At 70.1% G+C, this 19,844-nt stretch carries 19 protein-coding genes, 1 tRNA gene and 1 other RNA gene; 8 read left to right on the top strand and 13 right to left on the bottom strand.

Annotation, left to right across the window (positions count from 1 at the left end):
• Positions 1 to 407: 407 nt before the first annotated feature.
• Together QSK37_RS48725 and QSK37_RS48720 are read left to right on the top strand one after the other, a co-directional pair.
• Positions 408 to 1,382: a D-alanyl-D-alanine carboxypeptidase family protein gene (locus tag QSK37_RS48725; protein WP_285636139.1), complete on the top strand. Its 975-nt coding sequence runs from the start codon at positions 408 to 410 to the stop codon at positions 1,380 to 1,382.
• Positions 1,383 to 1,394: 12 nt separating this feature from the next.
• Positions 1,395 to 3,152: a S9 family peptidase gene (locus QSK37_RS48720; RefSeq protein ID WP_285636136.1), complete on the top strand. Its 1,758-nt coding sequence runs from the start codon at positions 1,395 to 1,397 to the stop codon at positions 3,150 to 3,152.
• A gap of 45 nt (positions 3,153 to 3,197) precedes the next feature.
• On the opposite strand, the gene QSK37_RS48715 is transcribed toward QSK37_RS48720, so the two are convergent.
• Entirely contained in the window at positions 3,198 to 3,809 is a 612-nt protein-coding gene (locus QSK37_RS48715; protein ID WP_285577140.1) for a TetR/AcrR family transcriptional regulator, read from the bottom strand.
• 152 nt (positions 3,810 to 3,961) lie between these two features.
• Between QSK37_RS48715 and QSK37_RS48710 the strand changes: the two genes are divergently transcribed.
• Positions 3,962 to 4,867 carry an alpha/beta hydrolase family protein gene (locus QSK37_RS48710; RefSeq protein WP_285636133.1) on the top strand — a complete coding sequence of 302 codons (906 nt, stop codon included), beginning with the start codon at positions 3,962 to 3,964 and terminating at the stop codon, positions 4,865 to 4,867.
• A gap of 22 nt (positions 4,868 to 4,889) precedes the next feature.
• Here the strand turns inward: QSK37_RS48710 and QSK37_RS48705 are convergent, their stop codons facing one another.
• Positions 4,890 to 5,468, bottom strand: a complete 579-nt coding sequence (locus QSK37_RS48705; protein ID WP_285636131.1) for a TetR/AcrR family transcriptional regulator — start codon at positions 5,466 to 5,468, stop codon at positions 4,890 to 4,892.
• A gap of 95 nt (positions 5,469 to 5,563) precedes the next feature.
• On the opposite strand from QSK37_RS48705, the gene QSK37_RS48700 reads away from it, so the two are divergent.
• On the top strand, positions 5,564 to 6,436 hold the full coding sequence (locus QSK37_RS48700) for an oxidoreductase (protein WP_285636128.1): 873 nt from the start codon (positions 5,564 to 5,566) through the stop codon (positions 6,434 to 6,436).
• Here QSK37_RS48700 and QSK37_RS48695 read toward each other — a convergent pair.
• Both QSK37_RS48695 and QSK37_RS48690 read right to left on the bottom strand, forming a co-directional pair.
• Positions 6,430 to 7,167 carry an SAM-dependent methyltransferase gene (locus QSK37_RS48695; protein WP_285636125.1) on the bottom strand — a complete coding sequence of 246 codons (738 nt, stop codon included), beginning with the start codon at positions 7,165 to 7,167 and terminating at the stop codon, positions 6,430 to 6,432. The two genes, QSK37_RS48700 and QSK37_RS48695, sit on opposite strands and share 7 nt — an antisense overlap.
• 78 nt (positions 7,168 to 7,245) lie before the next feature.
• On the bottom strand, positions 7,246 to 7,908 hold the full coding sequence (locus QSK37_RS48690; RefSeq protein ID WP_285636123.1) for a TetR/AcrR family transcriptional regulator: 663 nt from the start codon (positions 7,906 to 7,908) through the stop codon (positions 7,246 to 7,248).
• Between the two features lie 160 nt (positions 7,909 to 8,068).
• On the opposite strand from QSK37_RS48690, the gene QSK37_RS48685 reads away from it, so the two are divergent.
• Entirely contained in the window at positions 8,069 to 8,563 is a 495-nt protein-coding gene (locus QSK37_RS48685) for a hypothetical protein (RefSeq protein ID WP_285636120.1), read from the top strand.
• Between the two features lie 66 nt (positions 8,564 to 8,629).
• On the opposite strand, the gene QSK37_RS48680 is transcribed toward QSK37_RS48685, so the two are convergent.
• From QSK37_RS48680 to ffs, 7 genes are all read right to left on the bottom strand, one after another.
• Positions 8,630 to 9,703 (bottom strand): aspartate-semialdehyde dehydrogenase, encoded by a 1,074-nt coding sequence (locus tag QSK37_RS48680; RefSeq protein WP_285636118.1) that lies wholly within the window; start codon positions 9,701 to 9,703, stop codon positions 8,630 to 8,632.
• On the bottom strand, positions 9,700 to 10,968 hold the full coding sequence (locus tag QSK37_RS48675; RefSeq protein ID WP_285577162.1) for an aspartate kinase: 1,269 nt from the start codon (positions 10,966 to 10,968) through the stop codon (positions 9,700 to 9,702). Before QSK37_RS48675 ends, QSK37_RS48680 begins: the two co-directional genes overlap by 4 nt.
• Positions 10,969 to 11,098: 130 nt before the next feature.
• Positions 11,099 to 11,632, bottom strand: coding sequence for a DUF5063 domain-containing protein (locus QSK37_RS48670; RefSeq protein WP_285577164.1), 534 nt, complete (start codon positions 11,630 to 11,632; stop codon positions 11,099 to 11,101).
• Positions 11,625 to 12,224 carry a recombination mediator RecR gene (recR, locus tag QSK37_RS48665; RefSeq protein WP_285577166.1) on the bottom strand — a complete coding sequence of 200 codons (600 nt, stop codon included), beginning with the start codon at positions 12,222 to 12,224 and terminating at the stop codon, positions 11,625 to 11,627. Before recR ends, QSK37_RS48670 begins: the two co-directional genes overlap by 8 nt.
• A 104-nt stretch (positions 12,225 to 12,328) precedes the next feature.
• Positions 12,329 to 12,709, bottom strand: a complete 381-nt coding sequence (locus QSK37_RS48660) for a YbaB/EbfC family nucleoid-associated protein (protein ID WP_285577168.1) — start codon at positions 12,707 to 12,709, stop codon at positions 12,329 to 12,331.
• A gap of 193 nt (positions 12,710 to 12,902) precedes the next feature.
• Positions 12,903 to 15,290 carry a DNA polymerase III subunit gamma and tau gene (locus QSK37_RS48655; RefSeq protein ID WP_285636115.1) on the bottom strand — a complete coding sequence of 796 codons (2,388 nt, stop codon included), beginning with the start codon at positions 15,288 to 15,290 and terminating at the stop codon, positions 12,903 to 12,905.
• 22 nt (positions 15,291 to 15,312) lie between these two features.
• Positions 15,313 to 15,408: signal recognition particle sRNA small type (gene ffs / locus QSK37_RS48650), an RNA gene on the bottom strand.
• 78 nt (positions 15,409 to 15,486) lie between these two features.
• On the opposite strand from ffs, the gene QSK37_RS48645 reads away from it, so the two are divergent.
• Positions 15,487 to 15,801: a DUF952 domain-containing protein gene (locus tag QSK37_RS48645; RefSeq protein WP_285577173.1), complete on the top strand. Its 315-nt coding sequence runs from the start codon at positions 15,487 to 15,489 to the stop codon at positions 15,799 to 15,801.
• Between the two features lie 10 nt (positions 15,802 to 15,811).
• Positions 15,812 to 15,899, top strand: a tRNA-Ser gene (locus QSK37_RS48640).
• A gap of 338 nt (positions 15,900 to 16,237) precedes the next feature.
• Here the strand turns inward: QSK37_RS48640 and QSK37_RS48635 are convergent.
• Positions 16,238 to 17,443 carry an oxygenase MpaB family protein gene (locus QSK37_RS48635; protein ID WP_285636112.1) on the bottom strand — a complete coding sequence of 402 codons (1,206 nt, stop codon included), beginning with the start codon at positions 17,441 to 17,443 and terminating at the stop codon, positions 16,238 to 16,240.
• A 245-nt stretch (positions 17,444 to 17,688) separates the two neighbouring features.
• Between QSK37_RS48635 and QSK37_RS48630 the strand changes: the two genes are divergently transcribed.
• A complete protein-coding gene (locus QSK37_RS48630) occupies positions 17,689 to 18,849 on the top strand; it encodes a TetR/AcrR family transcriptional regulator (protein ID WP_285636109.1) in 1,161 nt (386 codons plus the stop codon).
• Positions 18,850 to 18,878: 29 nt separating this feature from the next.
• On the opposite strand, the gene QSK37_RS48625 is transcribed toward QSK37_RS48630, so the two are convergent.
• Positions 18,879 to 19,763, bottom strand: a complete 885-nt coding sequence (locus QSK37_RS48625; protein ID WP_285636106.1) for a helix-turn-helix domain-containing protein — start codon at positions 19,761 to 19,763, stop codon at positions 18,879 to 18,881.
• Between the last annotated feature and the right edge of the window lie 81 nt (positions 19,764 to 19,844).

Raw genomic sequence — 19,844 nt, 5'->3', positions numbered from 1 at the left:
TCAGCGCGACCGGCGTCGCCGGCGCTTCCAGATGGCCGCGCACTCCGCACAGGTGTCCGGTGGCGGGGAGGCCGAGGACTCGCCGCGCACGGTCATGACGGCGCCGCAGTAGGCCACGACGGTCGAACCCACCGGCCGGGCGGGCGGAGGGTAGCCGTGTGTGACCTCGTCGGCGCCGTCATCGGCAGGCCGGGGAACTGACTCGGTCGAGGACTGCGACGCCACCCCTCAAAGGTAAGCCACCCGGCCCCGCGCCGGTCCAGAACCCGGTACGGCCACCCGCGAAGGCAGGAGTCGCTGACTCCGGAGCCAGGTCGCGAGTCCGGACCGTCCCCGCGCGCCTGGTTGCCGACGAAACATCCGGGCTGTCAGCATGCACGGGTATTCCCCCACCCCCTGGAGCCCCCATGCGTCTCAGCGCCCGCCTGATCGCCACCGGAGTCGTCGCGGGACTGCTGGGCGTCGTCCCGGTCGCCGCCGAAGCCGCGAGCCCGGCACAGAGCAGACTCGTGGCCCGTACGACGCCCGCCGGCCCGGTGACCCCGGCGATCACCACGGCCGCCTCCGGCCCGTCCGGCGTCTCCGCGAAGGGCGCCTACCTGTACGACATGGACACGGCCAAGAAGCTGTGGGGCGTCGCGACGACCACGAAGCGGCCGATCGGCAGCATCACCAAGATGATGACCGCGGTCATCGCGCTCCGCGCGGGCGGCCTCGACAAGACCGTCACGATCAAGAAGTCCTACGTCGACCACGTCAAGAACAACGACGCGAGCAGCGCGGGCCTCAAGGCCGGCGACAAGGTGACCGTGCGGCAGCTGCTGAACGCCATGCTGCTGCCGTCCGGCTGCGACGCCGCGTACGCCCTGGCCGACATCTACGGCCCCGGTCAGACCAACTTCGTCGCGAAGATGAACAAGGAGGCCGCCGCGCTGAAGATGACCTCGACGCACTACCTCAACGCCGACGGCCTGCCGACGTCGACGCACAAGGAGGGCTACTCCACCCCGCACGACCTGATCCTGCTGGCCCGCTACGCCATGACCAGCACGAACTTCAAGGCGATCGTGACCCGCCAGTCGTACTCGCTCAGCAAGACCAGCGGCCACGCGGCGTACAAGTGGGCCAACACCAACCTGCTGCTCGGCTCCTACAGCGGCGCGATCGGCATCAAGACCGGGCACACCAACGCGGCGGGGTACTCCCTGGTCTTCGCCGCCCAGCGCAACGGCCGTACGCTGCTCGGCCTCGTGCTGAACAGCACCTCCACGGACTCCAACCGCCGGTTCAAGGACGCCGCGGCCATGCTCGACTGGGGCTTCGGCGCCAAGACGACCATGCGTCAGCTGAGGTCCCTGCCGCCGGGCCAGGCCACGGACTGACATGCTTGGTCCATGGTCGATGACGAACGCTGGAAGGCACGGTTCCGCGCGGCACGCGTGAGCCTGCCGAGCTGGGCCCATGACGCGCCGCACCGCAGCGTCTACCGCTCCAACGCCACGGGCACGTGGGAGATCTACGCCTGGGACCGCGAGACCGACGTCCGCCGCCAGGTGACCGACCGGCCGAACGGCACCTGGATGGGCGGCGTCGACCCGACCGGCGACTGGATCTGGTGGTTCGCCGACACCGACGGCGATGAGTTCGGGGTGTGGCGGCGTGAGCCGTTCGGCGGCGGCGAGGACGCCGCTCCGAAACTGGAGCCGTCGTACCCGGCCGGGCTGGCGGTCGGTTCCAGCGGGCTGGTCGTGATCGGCCGGAGCACCGAGAGCGGCTCGACCGTCCACTGGTGCGCCCCGGGCGAGGAACCGCGCGTTCTGTACGCCCACGACGAGGACGCGTACATCATCGACCTGTCCGAGGACGAGTCGCTCATCGCGATCAATCACAGCGAGCACGGCGACAGCCGCCACATGGCCCTGCGGGTCGTACGGCCGGACGGCTCCACCGTGGCCGACCTGTGGGACGGGCCGGGCAAGGGCCTGGGCGCGGTCGCGTTCTCCCCCGTGGTCGGCGACCAGCGGCTGCTCGTCGAGCACGAGCGCCGCGGCCGGTCCGAACCGCTGATCTGGGACCCGGTGAACGGCACGGTCGAGGAGATCGCGCTCGACCTGTCCGGCGAGGTCGGCGCCGACTGGTACCCGGACGCGTCGGCACTGCTGGTCTCCCGCTCCCACCACGCGCGCGACGAGCTGTACCGCTACGACCTGTCCACCGGGACGCTGCGGCAGATCGACACGCCGCGCGGCGTCATCGGCTCGGCCACGGCCCGCCCGGACGGCACGGTGGAGTTCTCCTGGTCCTCCTCGGCGTCCCCGCCGGTGGTCCGCTCGACGTCCGGCGCGGTCGTGCTGACCCCGCCCGGCGAGCCCGCGCCGCCGTCGGTGGCAGTCGAGGACGCCTGGGTGACCGGCCCGGGCGGCGACGTCCACGCCCTGATCTCCAAGCCCGCGGGCCCGGGCCCGTTCCCGACCGTGTTCGACGTCCACGGCGGCCCGGCGGCCTACGACGACGACTCCTTCTCCCCGGACGCCGCGGCGTGGGTGGACCATGGCTTCGCCGTCGTCCGGGTGAACTACCGCGGGTCCAGCGGGTACGGCAGCGAGTGGCGTGACGCGATCGAGGGCCGGCCGGGGCTGGTGGAGCTGGAGGACATCAAGGCGGTACGCGACTGGGCGGTCGCCACGCACCTCGCCGACCCGTCACGGCTGGTGCTGACCGGCGCCTCCTGGGGCGGCTTCATCACGCTGCTGGGCATCGGCGTGCAGCCGGACGACTGGTCGGTCGCGATCGGCATCGTGCCGGTGGCGGACTACGTCGCGGCGTACGAGGACGAGATGGAGGCGCTGCAGGCGTTCGACCGGTCGCTGTTCGGCGGGTCGCCGGCCGAGGTGCCGGACCGGTACGCCGCCTCGTCGCCGATCACGTACGCCGACCGGGTCACCACGCCGGTGCTGGTCATGGCAGGGGAGAACGACCCGCGCTGCCCGATCCGGCAGATCGACAACTATCTGGCGCGCCTGCGGGAGCTGGGCAAGGAGCACGAGGTCTACCGGTACGACGCGGGTCACGGCTCACTCGTGATCGAGGAGCGGATCCGGCAGATGGCCGCGACGATCGACTTCGCCCGCAAGCACCTGGACCTCGTGTAGGTGCGCGCCAGGCGGGCCGGACCGTGTCCGTTCCGCCGTCCAGCGTCACTGCCCTGACGGCGGTGGGGTGTCCTGTGCCAGGCCCGCGAGGAGCAAGTCGATCATGCGGCGGGCCTGGTAGTCGGGGAAGGTCTCGGCTCCGATGCACAGGTTGCCGACGGCGAGCATGAGGTCGTAGGCCCGTATGTCCGCGCGTGTGCGGCCGGCGGCGGCGGATGCCTTCAGCAGCTGGTCGAGTACGGGCAGCAGGCGGTCGACGAACTCGGCGTGCAGCCTCTCGAACCCGGCCTGATCCGAGTGCAGCGCCTCGGCCAGGCCGTGCTTGGTGACCAGGAAATCGGCGAACCGCGCGACCCATGACCGCAACGCCTCGTAGGGCGTTTCGTCGGCGGCGGGGGTGGTGGTCGTAGCGTCGGCGAGCGCGTCGAGCTGGTGCCGGAAGACCGCGACCACCAGGTCGGCCCGGGTGGGGAAGTGCCGGTAGATGGTGCCCATGCCGACGCCCGCTTCGGCGGCGATCTCTCGCACGGGAGCGTCGACGCCCGCACGGACGAACACCGCGGCGGCGGCGTCCAGGAGCGTCTGCTGGTTGCGGCGGGCGTCGAACCGCTTACGCCGGCCGACGTCGACGGGCGGCGGCTTGTCGGCCGGCGTCATTCGAGGTGCCTCCTTCTCACTTGCCAATCGGAGCGATGTTCCGTATATGAGGCGGAGCATTGATCCGGAACGGAGCAACGTTCCGGATGTCCATGGTGCCAGATCGATGCACTACAGGCCATCACGCCCCGGCTTAAGAAGGTATTCATCTCATGAGCGACACGACATCGCCGATCATCTCGGTGGCACCGATCACGCTCGCGGCCCCCAACCGTGGCCAAGACCTGCAGGTACGGGTCTCAGCGCCGACGACCGGTCACGACCTGCCGGTCGTTGTCCTCTCGCACGGCATGACCTTGTCCATGGACGATTACGCACCGCTGGTCGACTTCTGGGCCGCCCGCGGGTTCGTCGTCATCCAGCCCACCCACCTCGACTCGCTCGGCCTCGCCCCCGACGACCCGCGCACCCCGCTCATCTGGCGCATCCGGACCGACGACCTGACCTGCGTCCTCGACCAGCTCGACGCCGTCGAAGCCGACGTGCCCGGACTCGCCGGACGCATCGACCACGACCGCATCGCGGTCGCCGGACACTCATGGGGCGCACAGACCGCGAGCACGCTCGCGGGCGCGCGGGTCATCGACGCCGACGGCAGACCCGGTGAGAGCATGGCCGACCCGCGGGTCGGGGCGGCGGTGCTGCTCTGTCTGCCCGGAACCGGCGGCGCCGACCTGACCCCGTTCGCCGCCGAACACTTCTCGTTCATGAGCCCTGATTTCGCCGGGATGAAGACGCCCAGCCTGATCGTCGCCGGCGACCACGACGACTCCCCGCTGACGGTTCGCGGCCCGGACTGGTTCACCGACGGCTACCGCCTCGGCCCGGGCGCCACCGATCTGCTGACCCTTTTCGGTGCGGAACACGGGCTCGGCGGCATCCAGGGGTACAACGACACGCGGACCACCGACGAGAGCCCTGAGCGCGTCGCGGTCATTCAGCGGGCCACCCTGGCGTATCTGCGTACCGCGCTGGGCCTCGACGACGGCGCGTGGCCTGCCACCCGCGCGACCCTGGCCGCGACCAGCGACCCACTGGGACGGATCGACTCGAAATGACCGGCATCTCGCGGAGCACGGCCTAAGCGCCGGGCCGCTCCTCCTGCCCGGTGATGGCGGCGACCATCCGTACGACCGCGTCGCGGACCTCGTCGTCGGTCAGGTCGGCGGAGGGGTTCGCGGTCCGGCCGAAGGGGAAGTCCGGGGACCACGCGGTGGCGAGCGCGAGGACGGCCATCAGGAGCAGCGTCGGCGGGATGTCGTCGCGTACGGAGCCTGACTTCTGCCGCTCGCGCAGCAGGTCGAGCTTGCGGTCGTGCTCCTGCTCACGCGTCGACGGCAGGGCCGCGGTGCGTTCCAGCGTCGCCCAGGCCAGCAGCCGGTAGACGCCGGGGTTGGACCGGGCGAGGTCGAACACCCGGCCGGCCAGTCCGGGCAGGTCGTCGGGGTCGAAGGGGGCCCCGGCGTAGGCGTCGGACAGGTGCCGCTGCAGCACCGTGGCGAACAGCGTCTCCTTGTTGTCGAAGTAGACGTAGATCAGGTTCTTGTTGCACCGGGCGTTCTTGGCGATCCGGTCGACTCGCGCGCCCGCCACGCCGTACTCGGCGAACTCCGCGAACGCCGCGTCGAGGATGCGTTGCTTGGTCTCGGTCGCGGTCACCTCGCCAGGCTACCAATTGACTAACCGGTTAGGCAGGGCCATGATTTAGCTAACCGGTTAGTCAAAAGCCTCCTCACGAAGGAAGAGTGACCTCAATGACCACGCTGGCAGGAACGCTCACCCTGTCCGACGACCTCACCATCTCCCGCATGGGGTACGGCGCCATGCAGCTCGCCGGGCCCGGGGTGTTCGGGCCGCCGCGCGACCGCGACGAGGCCATCGCGGTGCTGCGGGAGGCCGTCGACCTCGGCGTCACGCACATCGACACCTCCGACTTCTACGGGCCCGCCGTCACCAACGAGCTGATCCGCGAGGCGCTGCACCCGTACCCGGAGGGCCTGCACATCGCGACGAAGGTCGGGGCGCGGCGCGGGAACGACGGCTCCTGGATCCACTCATCGGACCCGGCTGACCTCGTCACCCAGGTGCACGAGAACCTCGACCACCTGCGACTCGACGTCCTCGACATCGTCTACCTGCGGCTGGAGACGTTGACCCCGAACGATGGCTTCATCGACAAGTCGCTCGCCGAGCCGTTCGGCGCGCTCGCCGAACTGCGGTCCCAGGGCCTGATCCGCCACCTCGCGCTCAGCGGCGCCTCCGAGGCCCACCTCACCGAGGCGCAGGGCATCGCGCCGGTGGTGGCGATCCAGAACTTCTACAACATCGTCAAGCGCGACGACGACGCGATGGTCGAGCGCACCGCGCGGGAGAACATCGCGTACGCGGCGTTCTTCCCGCTCGGCGGGTTCACGCCGCTGCAGTCCGACGCGTTGAACAAGGTCGCCGCGCGGCTCGGCGCCTCCGCCCAGCAGGTCGCCCTGGCGTGGCTGCTCCAGCGCTCGGCGACGACCGTCCTCATCCCCGGCACCTCATCGCGGGTGCACCTGCGCGAGAACGTGCGTGCCGCCGAGCTCGACCTCCCCGCCGACGCACTGCGCGAGCTGGACGCGATCGCCGCTCAGTGAGCGGACGAGCGCAGGACGAGGCAGACGAAGCCGAAGGCGTCACGGTAGGCGCGCAGCCATCCGTCCCGATGCTCGGTCGCCACCGCGAGCGCCTCGGCGGCGTCGGGGTCGTCCGGGTGGTCGAGGGCCCAGGAGGCGAGGGAGCCGCTCCAGGACCACTCGTACTCGTCCAGCTCCTGACGTGTGCTGATGTGCCCGTACACGGGGATCCAGCCGTCGCCGGTCACCTTGTCCACGGTGGCCGGAAGGTCCTCCATCGCACCGAAGATCTCGACCGCGGCGGGACTCGGCGGGTGCTCCCAGAAGCCGTCGCCGACGATGACCCGGCCGCCGGGCGCCAGGTGCCGCCGCGCCGCCGCGAGCGTGGGGAGCAGGCCGCCGAACGCGTGAGTCGCCCCCACGCAGAGCACGACGTCGAACGGCTCGGCCGGCTCGTACGCCGCAGCGTCGGACCGGTGGAGCGCCAGCCGGTCCCGTACGCCGAGCGCCCCGGCGCCCTCCTCGGCCCGCGCGAGGGCCGGAGCGGACAGGTCGACGCCGTCGGCCCGCACGCGGGGATGGTCGGCGAGGGCGCTGAGGAGCCACGCACCGCCGCCGCAGCCGAGGTCGAGGAACCGCTCGTCGCCGCGCCGGACCGCCTTGGCGATCAGCTCCCGTACGGACGCGGGAGCCAGCGGACCGGCGATGGGATGGTCGGCGTGGGCGAGCGCGGAGATCGTCTGTCGGTCCATCCGGGTCAGCGTGGCAGCACCGTACGGCCCGCCGCACCCGGTTTTCCGCGTCACTCGCCGGGAGGAGCGTCTCGATGTTCACCTGCGCAGGTCGCGGTAGGTGGACAGGGCCTCGCGTACGACGCCGCGCATGCCGGGCAGACGAGCCATGCCGACCAGTTTGTCGATCAGCGGCACGGTGCGTTCGACCAGGCGGTAGGTCTTCTCCGCGTCCGGGCTGCTGTCGTAGACCCAGTAGAGGACCACGCCCATGGAGTACAGCCACAGCAGTTCGGGCAGCTCGGCCCGGATCTCGGCGTCCGTCTTCAGCGTCGAGCCCGCCACGACGTCGCGGTAGATCGCGATGGACGCCTCCCGGACCGGGCCGGACTCGGTGCTGAACGGGCTCAGCGGGCTCGACGGCTCAGCCGCGTGCTTGAAGAACTTGCCGGCGAACTCCTTGTACGGCTGGAGCGTGTCGATGCGGGCGCGCAGCACGCCGAGCAGCCGGGCGCGGAACTCCCGCTCCGCGGCCAGCACCTCACGGCACGCCTCGGTGTGGTCGTCCTGGGAGTGCTCGTAGTAGAGCTGGATCAGCTCTTCCTTCGAGGCGAAGTAGTAATACGCGTTTCCCACCGAAACGCCCGCCTCGGTGGCGATGGCCCGCATGGTCGTGGCCTCGTAACCGCGTTCGCGGAAAAGCCGCAGAGCGGTCTTGGCGATCAGATCCCGGGTCTGCTCGGACTTGGTCGGTACGGCCACAGCCGACACTGTACGTCTCTTCCCGGACCGGGTCGGCGCAGGCCAACAACGAGCCAGGATTCCGCGCCCGTTTCGCAAAACGGCGCGTCTCCTGCAGCGCCGTCGCGTCGCACGTGGCAGATGCTGCCGCTGGGCGCATGCGACGGCACAGGGAGGTTGGATGTCGACACGGCTGACCGTCATCACCGGCTGCGCCACGGCATTTTTCGCCTTAACGGCCGGCACGGCCCAAGCATGGACGCACGACCGGAAAACACCGTCGGAACCCCTGCACCAGCAGGAGGCCGGCTCTCTGCTCCGCGCGGCGGGGCTTCGCTGGATCTCCTCCGGGCACTGCATGCGCCGGAGGAACCCGCACTGCACCTCGTTCGAGGGGCTACGTCCGTCCACACTCGACGGCGTGCTCCGGCTGAGAGAGGCGAGCCGCTGCGGCCTGGTGATCTCAGGCGGCACCGAAAGGGGCCACGCGCACGGCCAGTACAGCCACGGCTCGGGCTACAAGCTCGACATTCTGCCCAACCACTGCCTCAATCGCTTCGTTCGCCACCACTACCAGCGCATACACCGGCGAGGCGACGGCGCGGCGCTCTACCGGACGGCCGACCGCGACCTGTTCGCACGTGAACCGTCGCACTGGGACGTCACATTCATGTGATCAATGTTTCGCGTGAAACGTGGAGGCCCGGGTGGCACCGGGCCTCCATCGCTCGGCGTCGGGAACTCAGCCGGTGAACTCGGCCGCGACCAGTTCGGCGATCTCCGCGGCGTTCAGGGCCGCGCCCTTGCGCAGGTTGTCGCCGCACACGAACAGGTCGAGGGTGTTCGGGAAGTCGATCGCCTGCCGGATCCGCCCGACGTACGTCGGGTCGGTGCCGACGACGTCCGCCGGGGTCGGGTACACGGAGTTCGCCGGGTCGTCCATGACCACCACGGTCGGGGCGGCCTCGAGGATCGCCCGCGCGCCCGCGACGTCGACCGGCCGCTCGAACGTCGCGTGCACGGCCAGCGAGTGCGTCGTGATCACCGGCACGCGTACGCAGGTGGAGGAGACCTTCAGGTCGGGGATGCCGAGGATCTTGCGGGACTCGTTGCGGAGCTTGAGCTCCTCCGACGCCCAGCCGTCCTCCTTCAGCGAGCCCGCCCACGGCACGACGTTGAGGGCCATCGGCGCCGGGAACGGCGACTCCGCGTCGCCGAGCCGGCTCTCGATCGCCTTGCGCACGTCACCGGCGGTCTGGCCGAGCGTACGGTCGCCGGCGACGGCCTCGATCTCGGCGTACAGCCGCTCGCTGCCGGCCACGCCCGCACCGGAGACCGCCTGGTAGGAGGCGACGACGAGCGCGTCGAGGCCGTACTCGGCGTGCAGCGCGCCCATCGCGGCCATCATCGACAGCGTCGTGCAGTTGGGCGTGGAGATGATGCCGCGCGGCCGATCGCGTACGGCCTCGGGGTTGACCTCGGGCACGACGAGCGGCACGTCCGGCTCCATCCGGAACGCGCCCGACTTGTCCACGACGACCGCGCCGCGCTCGGCCGCGATCGGCACCCACTTCTTCGAGACCTCGTCGGGGACGTCGAACATCGCGATGTCGACGCCGTCGAAGACCTCCGGGGTCAGCTCCTGGACGACGAGTTCCTCGCCGCGTACGGGCAGGCGGCGGCCGGCCGAACGGGCGGAGGCGACGAGACGGATCTCGCCGTAGACGTCCTCGCGGGTCGAGACGATGTCCCGCATGACGGTGCCGACGGCGCCGGTGGCGCCGACGAGGGCGAGAGTGGGCTTCCGTACGCTCATCGGCCGGTCCCTCCGTAGACGACGGCCTCGACCTGGTCGGAGTCGAGGTCGAACGCGTGGTGCGCGGCGGTGACGGCGGAGTCGACGTCGTCCTGGTCGACCACCACCGAGATCCGGATCTCCGAGGTGGAGATCATCTCGATGTTGACGCCGGCGTCGGCGATGGAACCGAAGAACTTGGCGGTCACGCCGGGGTGGGAGCGCATGCCGGCGCCGATCAGCGAGACCTTGCCGATCTGGTCGTCGTACCGCAGCGAGTCGAACCCGATGCGCTCCTTGATCTTGTTGAGGGCGGCCATCGCCGTCTGCCCGTCCGTACGCGGGAGGGTGAAGGAGATGTCCGTACGGCTCGTCGCGGCGGCCGAGATGTTCTGCACGATCATGTCGATGTTGATCTCGGCGTCGGCGAGCGTCTGGAAGATCGTGGCCGCCTCGCCGACCTTGTCGGGCACGCCGACGACCGTGATCTTGGCCTCGCTCCGGTCGTGGGCGACGCCGGAGATGATCGCTTGTTCCATCGTGCTTCCCTCGATGCTGGACTTGACCCAGGTGCCGGTCTTGTGGCTGAACGACGACCGCACGTGGATGGGCATGGCGTAGCGCCGGGCGTACTCCACGCAGCGCAGGTGCAGGATCTTGGCGCCACAGGCCGCCATCTCCATCATCTCCTCGTAGGAGATGTCGGGGATGCGCCGGGCGGCCGGAACGATGCGGGGATCGGCGGTGAAGATGCCGTCCACGTCGGTGTAGATCTCGCAGACGTCGGCGCCAAGCGCGGCGGCGAGCGCCACCGCCGTCGTGTCCGAACCACCACGGCCGAGCGTCGTGACGTCCTTGGAGTCCTGGGACACTCCCTGGAATCCGGCCACGATCGCGATCAGGCCGTCGTCGAGGGCGCCGCGGATGCGGCCGGGCGTGACGTCGATGATCCGTGCCTTGCCGTGGCTGCCGTCGGTGATGACGCCGGCCTGGGAGCCGGTGAAGGACCGCGCCTCGTGACCGAGGTTGGCGATGGCCATGGCGAGCAACGCCATCGAGATGCGCTCTCCCGAGGTGAGCAGCATGTCGAGTTCACGTGCCGGCGGCAGGGGGCTGACCTGGTTGGCCAGATCGATCAGCTCATCCGTCGTGTCCCCCATCGCGGACACCACAACGGCGACGTCATGTCCGTCGCGTTTGGTGTTGGCGATGCGCTGGGCGACGCGCTTGATGCTTTCCGCGTCCGCGACGGAGGAGCCACCGTACTTCTGCACGACTAGAGCCACGCGTGAGCACTCCTCGGTTCAGGCGTTGTTTGACGCGCCGAGTCTACCGAGGTCAGGGGCCTGCGCCGCGAGGCGATATCCCGCTATGCGAGATTTGCGCCTTTCCCGGCAACAGGCGGGAAACCTTCCGTCAACCCGCGACCTGTTCCTCCATGACGTCCAGACGCGCACTCGCCGAAACCGCATAAAGAGCACGGAGCGCAGCCCCGGCGTGGTTGCCCCAGTGGTTGAAGTAGCTGTACTGCCACCACCACAGCGCCTCGAGCTTGCGGTCGGCCTCGTAGTGCCGGCGGCCGTGCACCAGGTCGCTGGCGACGTCGACGAGGTCGTCGGAGAGCCGGTACGGGGTCGCCTCGGTGTCCTTGTACGGGTCGAAGACCTCCATGTAGTCGTCGACCTGGGTGAGGCGCTCGGCCAGCCCTTGCCGTACGGCGTCCAGATCGGGGTCCTCGCCGACGTCGGGCTCCCAGTTGTCCGGGAGGATCACGTCGGTGCTGGCACCCAGCCGCGCCCCGGCCATCGCGATCTGGGAGACCTCGAGCAGCAGGTAGGGCACGGCGTGCTCGCCGGCCTCGCCCTTGGCGACGGCCTCGAGCCCGGCCATATATGTGTCGACATGCTTCGCCACTCGATCGGCGAGCGTGGTCCAGCTGTTCTCAGACATCGAGCAGCCTCCGTCCTTCGAACGCACGGCCGAGTGTGACCTCGTCGGCGTATTCCAGATCGCCCCCCACCGGCAGGCCGCTGGCGAGCCGCGTGACGGTGAGGCCCATCGGTTTCACGAGCCGGGCGAGGTAGGTCGCGGTCGCCTCACCTTCGAGGTTCGGGTCGGTGGCCAAGATGAGCTCGGTCACCTCTCCGTCGGCGAGCCGCGTCATGAGCTCCCGGACCCGCAGATCGTCGGGGCCGACCCCTTCGATCGGGCTGATCGCCCCGCCGAGCACGTGGTAGCGGCCTCGGAACTCGCGCGTCTTTTCGATCGCGACGACATCCTTCGGCTCCTCCACCACACAGATCACATGCAGGTCACGACGAGCGTCCCGGCAGATCCGGCATTCCTCTGCCTCGGCCACATTACCGCAGACTTTACAGAATCTGACTTTCTCTTTGACCTCACGCAACGCCTCGGTCAGCCGCGAGACGTCGGCGGGGTCCGCAGCGAGCAGATGGAAGGCGATCCGCTGCGCGCTCTTCGGCCCGACGCCGGGCAGCCTGCCCAACTCGTCGATGAGGTTCTGCACGACCCCCTCGTACACGGCTCCCTCCCTTCTGTCGGTGTTGTTCTGGGCGAAGATCGTAGGGCGTACGGCAACGGCTCGTCGGGGCTCGGCCCCGGCCCCTCAGAGCCGGCTCCGGCTCGTCAGAGTCCGGGAAGACCGAGCCCGCCGGGCAGGCCACCCCCGGGACCGCCGCCGAGACCGCTCAGACCCTCGGTCAGCGGACCCATCTTGGTCTCCTGGAGCCGCTGCGCCTCCTCGCCGGCGTTGTGGATCGCGGCGACGACCAGGTCGGCAAGGGTCTCGGCGGTGTCCTGCGGGTCGCCCGGGTCGATCGCGGCCGGGTCGATGACGAGCTTGACGAGCTCGTTCTGGCCGTTCACCGTAGCCGTGACCAGTCCGCCTCCCGCGGTGCCCTCGATCTCGGCCTCCGCGAGCTCACGCTGCAGGTTGATGAGCTGCTCCTGCATCCGCTGCGCCTGCTGCAGCATCTGCTGGATATTCGGCTCGCCTCCGGGTTCCACGGCGTCTCCTCGTTCGATCGTCCGATGGCACGAGACTACGGGGTCCGCCGCCGATGCGGTACGCGCCCACCCGTGATCGAAATTCCGGTCATCTCCCGTACCGCTGACCGCGTACGGCGGAGCGCGACCCGCTCCTGGCAGCCACCGGGATCAGAGTGGCCTACGGACGCGGCAAATGGGCTTAATCCCCAGGTCAAGCGTTGTCGATCTCCTGGATGACCTTCCCCCCGAGTACCTGCTCGATCAGCGCCATGCCGGTCAGCGCGCTGTCCGCGCCGGCGTCGGCGTCACCTTCCGGGTCGACCTCGTCGGCCTCGTCCATCGGCCCCGGCGGTGGCGGCACGAACCCCGGCGGCGCGGGCGCCGCCGGCGGAGGCTCGGGCGGCCGGTGCTCCTGCTGACGCGGCGGTGGGGGCGGGGGCTGCGCGGGCGCCGAGGCGCCCCAGCCGCCGCCGGTGTCGGGCGGCGGCTGCGGTGGCCCCTGACGACCACCGCCTCCGCCGTTGTCGAGTACCGCGTCGATGCGCCACTCGACGCCGAGGATCTCCTTGAGCGCCTCGCGGAGCACGACCTCCTTGCCGCCGGTGGTGAACCCGCGGCGCTTCCCCTCGTTGGCGAACGCGAGAGTGAGGACGTTACCGTCGAGCGAGGCGACCTCGACGCCCTCCATGAGGACGATCCAGGCGACCTTGCTGCGTTGCTTGACCGCCTCGAGGATGTCGACCCACATGCGGCGGATGGCGCCGACGTCGACCGTTCCGGGGTCTCCTTGCTGGGCGGGTGCCTGCGTCTGTTGCGGTGCCTGCGTCTGTTGCGGTGCCTGTGGTCGCGGTTGTGCTGGGGCCGGCCAGTCGGCGTCGCTCGCGGCGCGGGAGCCGTTGCGTTCGCTTGGGCGCGCGGCCTGCCCGGACCGGTCCGAGCGGCTCTCGTCGCGGCCGGTCGGGGCCTGTTGCCCGGGAGAGGCGCTCGGAGCGCCCCAGGAGGCCGCCGCGGAGGCGACGGAAGGCGGACCGGCCGGAGGCTCCGGAGAGGCCGCCGGCTTGGGAGTGGCGGCGGCCGAAGCCGCCGAGCGGGAGCCGGAGTCGGCCGAGTGCGAGCCCGCCGGCCCCGAAGGGTCCGAGCCGGCCGAACGGACCGAGCCGGCCGGCGCCGAAGGCTCGGAAGCCGAACCCGACGAGGCCGCTGCGGAGTTATCCACAGCCCCCCGCGCACCTTCCGCCCCGCCGCTCCCGCGCTGGACAATGGAAGTGGGGTCGCCCCCCTGGGCGGGCGGGGGTTGTCTTACCGGTGAGGGTTGGTTCTCGCTTCCGGCGGCCGGGTCGCTGCGGGGGGCTCGGCCTGGGGCGTGGCGTTCTTCGGCGGGCTGTGGGGGCTGGGGGCGGCGGATCGGGGGCAGGTCCGCGGGCGGGGCGCCGTCGCCGATCGCCAGGCGGCGCTCCAGGCGGTCCAGGCGGGTCAGGAGCGAGGCCTCGTCGTCGTACGCCCCCGGCAGCAGGATCCTCGCGCAGATCAGTTCGAGCAGCAGACGCGGCGCCGTGGCCCCGCGCATCTCCGTCAGGCCCGTGTGCAGCAGGTCCGCCGCGCGCGTCAGCTCGGCCACGCCGAGTCGCGACGCCTGCGCCTGCATGCGTTCGAGCTCGTCCGGAGGCACGTCGAGCAGCCCGGTCGCCCCCGAGTCGGGCACGTTCGAAAGGATCACCAGATCGCGGAAGCGTTCGAGCAGGTCGGCCGCGAACCTCCGCGGATCCTGCCCGCCCTCCATCACCCGGTCGATCGCGGCGAACACCGCCCCGCCGTCACGGGTGGCGATCGCGTCCACCACCTCGTCCAGCAGGGTCGCGTCCGTGTAGCCCAGCAGCGAGACCGCGCGGGCGTACGTGATGCCCTCCTCGCCGGCGCCCGCGAGGAGCTGGTCCAGGATCGACTCGGAGTCGCGCGCGGACCCGGCCCCGGCGCGTACGACGAGCGGGATCGCGGCCGGCTCGTACGGGACGTTCTCCTTCTGCAGGATGTCCTCGAGCAGTTCGCGCAGGGTGCCCGGCGGGATCAGACGAAACGGGTAGTGGTGCGTACGGGACCGGATCGTCCCGATGACCTTCTCCGGCTCGGTCGTCGCGAAGATGAACTTCAGGTGGGCCGGCGGCTCCTCGACGAGCTTCAGCAGCGCGTTGAACCCTTCGCGGGTCACCATGTGCGCCTCGTCGATGATGTAGATCTTGTAGCGCGCGGCCACCGGGGCGAAGAAGGCACGTTCGCGCAGGTCACGCGCGTCGTCCACACCACCGTGGGAGGCCGCGTCGATCTCGATCACGTCGATGTGCCCGGCGCCGGACGGACCCAGCGCGACGCAGGACTCACATTTGCCGCAGGGCTCGGGCGTCGGCCCCTGCTCACAGTTCAGCGAACGCGCCAGGATCCGCGCGCTGGAGGTCTTCCCGCAGCCGCGCGGCCCGCTGAACAGGTACGCGTGATGGATGCGCCCGTTTCGCAACGCCTGCTGAAGCGGCTCGGCGACGTGTTCCTGCCCCTTGAGCTCGGCGAACGTCGCTGGCCGATACTTTCGGTATAGAGCCAGACTCATCGGGGGTCCGTCCTCGTCAGAAGCAAAGGACCCCCCGCACACCCGCCAGAGCCTGCTTATCCTTGCTGCCTTCCGGCCCTGGGGAGGTTCACAGGATGACGCCATGCGAGGGGTCTCGACTGAGTCTATGGCATCCGGAGGACGTGTTCGGCCCGTACGCTCTCCTCGGTTCCAACGATCCCCGGGAGAGCCACGTATGACGATCTTCCACATCGCCGAACGCACCGACTGGGAGGCCGCCCGCGAGTCCGGCGGCCCGTACGAGATCTCGACCCGCGGCCAGACCCTCGCGGATGTCGGCTTCATCCACGCCTCACGAGACGAGGAACAGGTCCGCAAGGTCCAGCGGGCGTTCTACGCCGACCTGGACGACCTACTACTCCTCACGATCGACCCGGAGGGTCTGGACGTACGCCACGAGGCGGTCGGCGACGACGTTTTCCCGCACATCTACGGCCCGCTCCCGATCGAGGCCGTCATCGATGTACGGCCGCTGCCGCGAACCCGGTAGGCTTCTCCGCGGAGGATTCGCCTAGTGGCCTAGGGCGCACGCTTGGAAAGCGTGTTGGGGGCAACCCCTCGCGAGTTCGAATCTCGCATCCTCCGCCACGCTGATCAGGCAAGACGTCGGGCCGGTACCCAAGGGGTACCGGCCCGACGTGTTTCCTAGTCTCAATTGATCGTCAGGTGTGGTGGCCGGCCACTCGACCATGCCGTGGAGCAGCGTCGCGAGCGCCACGCCAGCTGAGTGCGTCGAGCTCCGCAAGTCGACGTGCGGAGCTCGACTCCGCGGCTCGCGTAGACCTCATGCGGCGTATCCACCATGTCGACCATCGGTTGGAAGCTCGGCACGCACTTCAGGGACAAGGGCCGCTACCTCACAGCCCGCCGACGCGCCCCGCGGCCGGTCGTCCGGGCCGCGGGGCGGTGTGTGAGGGTTCGGCGGTTCAGGCGCCGGGGCGGTTCGCGGTGGGGAGGGTGATGGGGGTCTGCGTCGCCGACGTGCCGTTGTTGAGGTACAGCATGGCGACGCCGCGAATGAACGCGTCGAACAGGGAGTAGCCGTCGGGGATGATGTTCGACGTGCCTTCGCGGAACGCGACGTAGAGCGGCCAGCCGGTCTGGATCAGGGTGCGTGAGATGAGGTCGTGCGGCAGCTTGAGCCAGTCCGAGTAGGTGTCGCCGATGAGGTAGCGGACCATCTCGCTGACGAAGCCGGTGTCCACGCCCAGGGTGGGCTTCTCGATGTAACCGAGCAGCGTCTGGGCCAGGTTGACGCCCTCGGTCGTGGAGGCGAGGTTGGGCCACAGCATCTGCTGCGCCTGTGCCTGAGCGTCGGCCCAGCTCTGCGGGATGAACTGGTCCTGGACTCCGAGCAGGTGGAGGGCGACCTGCCAGGCGTGGAGGTCCGCGGCCTGCTCTGCGGCCGACAGCTTGACGCCCCACTTCTGCATGTTGTTGTGCGCGACGGTGGCCACCGAGTGGAAGGTGCGCAGGATGTCACCGTTGCTGATCGGCTTCCATTCGTCCGCGGTCGCCTCGTAGTGCGTCGAGGTCGGAAGCAGGTTGCGCACCATGGAGTGCACCAGGCGCGTCTTGTTGGCGCTGACGATGAAGTGGCCGTTCGGGTGCCAGGCCGTCCCGCTGTGCAGGTCGTACCCGAAGGTGAAGGTCTTGGCCGCGCGGGCCTTCATGTCGGCGCCGCCCGCGGACCAGTAGACCGCGCGGGCCTCCCGTGGGATCACGGTGCTCAGTATCCCGCTACCGAGGCTCTCGGACACGAACAAGTAGCTGCTCAGGCGCGTGTAGAGCTTCTCGGACGCGGCGAGCACGCTGGGGTCGGCCCAGGAGGGAAGCTGGTTGACCTGCTGCAGGTACGAGACCAGGTAGCTCGGCATTCCGGACGGAAGCGGATCGCTGTTGTCGACCCACGACTGCCAGGCGGTGTTGACCGCTGAGATCTTGCCGTCGGCGAGCAACTGAGCCGCCACCTGGTCCGGCACGGGGTCCCACACCGAGAACGGGTCGGTGACCGTATCGGCCTTGGCGATCGAGCCTGCCGACGACCACGACCACGCCTTGGGTGACGCCACGCTCGTGAGACCGAGGGCGGCGCCGAGCGTCAGGACACGCCTCCTGTTGAGACTTTCCATTCACTTACCTACTTCCGCGTGGGACCAGATGCATCTAAGACACCTAGGGTGGAGCGGATCTGAAGGGGGGAGGTGGGATGTGAATATTCATTAACATAACCAGGTGGTTCGAGGACGACAAGGGCCCTTTTGGGACGACGTTTCCTGTTGCCGCGATGGCCATGCGCACCTGGGGGCTGATCCAGCCCCCTGTGGTTGACTGCGCGTATGGCCCTGTTCGTCGGTACGGCCGACCGAGTGTCGCCGTGACGCCACGGACGGGCGCGGCCACCCGCCCGCGCAACCGCAAGCAGTTGATCATCGAATCCGCCAGCCAGGTGTTCAGCGACCGGGGTTACCACGCGGCGCCCATGGAGGAGATCGCCGCCAGAGTCGGCATCACCGCGGCGGCCCTGTATCGGCACTTTCCGAACAAGTACGCGCTGTTCGCCGAGTGCGCGAACGTGACGGTGGACAGGCTCGTCGGGGCGCTCGACGGGGTGCCCCCCGAGGCTTCCCTGGCGGAGGTGCTCAGCGCGCTCATCCGGGTGACGGTGGAGTACCGGACGTCGGGAGGCCTCTACCGGTGGGAGGCTCGGTATCTGAACGACGCCGACCGCCGACGGGTTGGAGGCAAGTTCGCGCAGGTCGTCGAGCGGGTGACGGCGGCGGTGCGCCGCGAACACCCGCTGCCGTCGGAGGGGCTGCGTACTGTCGCGGCGCTCGGCGTGATCGGGTCCATCACGACGCATCACACCTCCATCGCGCAGCGTCGGCTCGAAGGGGTGCTCCTCTCGGCCGCGCTCCGGGTGGCGGCGACCGATCCGGCTTCGGGTGGGCGCGTGCGTTCCGCCGACCTGCCCGCCCGGCCCGTGCCGCGTACGCGACGGGCGGAGATCCTCGCGGCGGCCATCCCGCTGTTCGCCCGGGACGGATTCGCCAACGTCACGAACGGGCAGATCGCGAAGGCGGTCGGGCTGGCCCCTTCCGCGCTCTACCGGCACTATTCCGGCATGGTCGACATCTTGGCCGCAGCCTGCCTGCAGGCCGCCGGAATCCTGGCCCAGGCCGTCGACCAGAACCTGCACGACGTGGCCGACCCCCACGAAGCGGTGCTCGCGCTGGCCGCGACCTACGTGGCCTACAGCTTCGAGTACACCGCGCTGACCACCGTCGCCCAGGCCGAGATCCCCGGCCTGCCGCCGGACGTACGCGAGCCCCTCGCCCTCGCCCAGCGCGAACACATCACCGTCTGGGAACAGCAACTCCGCCTGGTCCGCCCCGACCTGGACGCACGCCAGGCCCGAGTCCTGGTCCACGCGGGCCTCGGCGTGGTGGCCGAAGCCGGCCGCGCCCTCCGCTGGGAGGACACCCTCGACCACCGGAACGCCGTCACCGCCCTGGTCGTAGGAGCCCTGGGCCTGTGACCGGCCCGGCCGCCGGCTGAGACGTCCGGTTACTCCGTGCCGGTCAGAGGCGGGGCGGCCGTCACTCCGGCGACGCGGGCGAGGTCGACTTTGGTCTCGTCCTCGCTGCCGGGGACGGTCGTGTAGATGACGATCTTCAGATCGGTGTCCGAGTCGGCGAGCACGTCGCAGTCGACGACGATCTCGCCGATGGTCGGATGGTGGATCGTCTTGCGGTACTCCGCGTGGCCGCCGAGGGCGCCGGAGTGCCACAGGTCGGCGAAGCGCGGGTTGCCGTCCAGCGTCTGGCGGATCAGTTCGCGCAGCCGCGGGTCCTCCGGGTAGCGGGCGGACGCGCGGCGCAGGTCGGCGGCGATGGCCAGGTCGGAGGCGTCGTCGTTCTCCGCGTTCTCCGCGACGACGGGCCATGCCGCGATGCGCCCCGGATGGGAGGCCACCGGGAAACGCACGCGCACCAGGTTCCGTTGCTCGGGCGCGGTCAGGGAGGGGTCGCCGAGGAGGGCCGCCCAGACGCGGTTCCACCACAGCAGCCGCCAGTCGGCGGCGAACACGGCCACCGGTCTGTCGCCGAGCCGGGTGAGCACGCGCTGCATTCCGGGCGGGATGTGGTCGCTGATCAGGTCGTCGCGGGGCGGCTGCAGTCCGGCGAGCCGGTAGAGGTGGTCGCGCTCCGTGCGGCTGAGCTGTAGCGCCCGCGCCAGCGCGGCGGCGACCTGGGCGGACGGCGTGGTCGCCCGGCCCTGTTCGAGCCGTACGACGTAGTCCACCGAGACGCCCGCGAGGTCGGCGAGTTCCTCGCGGCGCAGGCCGGTGGCGCGGCGCACGCGGCCGGCGGGCAGGCCGACCGTCGCCGGGGAGAGCCGGTCGCGCCAGAGCCGGATCGTCGCGCCCAGGCTCGTCTCGTCTGCGGTCATACGTTCATTGTGGGCCGGGGACGACGGGCCAGGGTGGTACTGCGTGTCCTACCGGTGAGCTCTCCCTGGCCGGCCGTGCCG

Source organism: Actinoallomurus iriomotensis (assembly GCF_030269445.1).
GTDB lineage: Bacteria > Actinomycetota > Actinomycetes > Streptosporangiales > Streptosporangiaceae > Actinoallomurus > Actinoallomurus iriomotensis.
Note: the sequence above shows the minus strand (reverse complement) of the source record. Positions and strands in the feature narration are given on the sequence as shown.

Coding starts and splice junctions, on each gene's coding strand:
- QSK37_RS48725 (WP_285636139.1), top strand. CDS start 408: ATGCGTCTCAGCGCCCGCCTGATCGCCACCGGAGTCGTCGCGGGACTG.
- QSK37_RS48655 (WP_285636115.1), bottom strand. CDS start 15,290: ATGAGTCTGGCTCTATACCGAAAGTATCGGCCAGCGACGTTCGCCGAG.
- QSK37_RS48645 (WP_285577173.1), top strand. CDS start 15,487: ATGACGATCTTCCACATCGCCGAACGCACCGACTGGGAGGCCGCCCGC.
- QSK37_RS48635 (WP_285636112.1), bottom strand. CDS start 17,443: ATGGAAAGTCTCAACAGGAGGCGTGTCCTGACGCTCGGCGCCGCCCTC.
- QSK37_RS48710 (WP_285636133.1), top strand. CDS start 3,962: ATGAGCGACACGACATCGCCGATCATCTCGGTGGCACCGATCACGCTC.
- QSK37_RS48680 (WP_285636118.1), bottom strand. CDS start 9,703: ATGAGCGTACGGAAGCCCACTCTCGCCCTCGTCGGCGCCACCGGCGCC.
- QSK37_RS48715 (WP_285577140.1), bottom strand. CDS start 3,809: ATGACGCCGGCCGACAAGCCGCCGCCCGTCGACGTCGGCCGGCGTAAG.
- QSK37_RS48700 (WP_285636128.1), top strand. CDS start 5,564: ATGACCACGCTGGCAGGAACGCTCACCCTGTCCGACGACCTCACCATC.
- QSK37_RS48720 (WP_285636136.1), top strand. CDS start 1,395: ATGGTCGATGACGAACGCTGGAAGGCACGGTTCCGCGCGGCACGCGTG.
- QSK37_RS48625 (WP_285636106.1), bottom strand. CDS start 19,763: ATGACCGCAGACGAGACGAGCCTGGGCGCGACGATCCGGCTCTGGCGC.
- QSK37_RS48695 (WP_285636125.1), bottom strand. CDS start 7,167: ATGGACCGACAGACGATCTCCGCGCTCGCCCACGCCGACCATCCCATC.
- QSK37_RS48670 (WP_285577164.1), bottom strand. CDS start 11,632: ATGTCTGAGAACAGCTGGACCACGCTCGCCGATCGAGTGGCGAAGCAT.
- QSK37_RS48685 (WP_285636120.1), top strand. CDS start 8,069: ATGTCGACACGGCTGACCGTCATCACCGGCTGCGCCACGGCATTTTTC.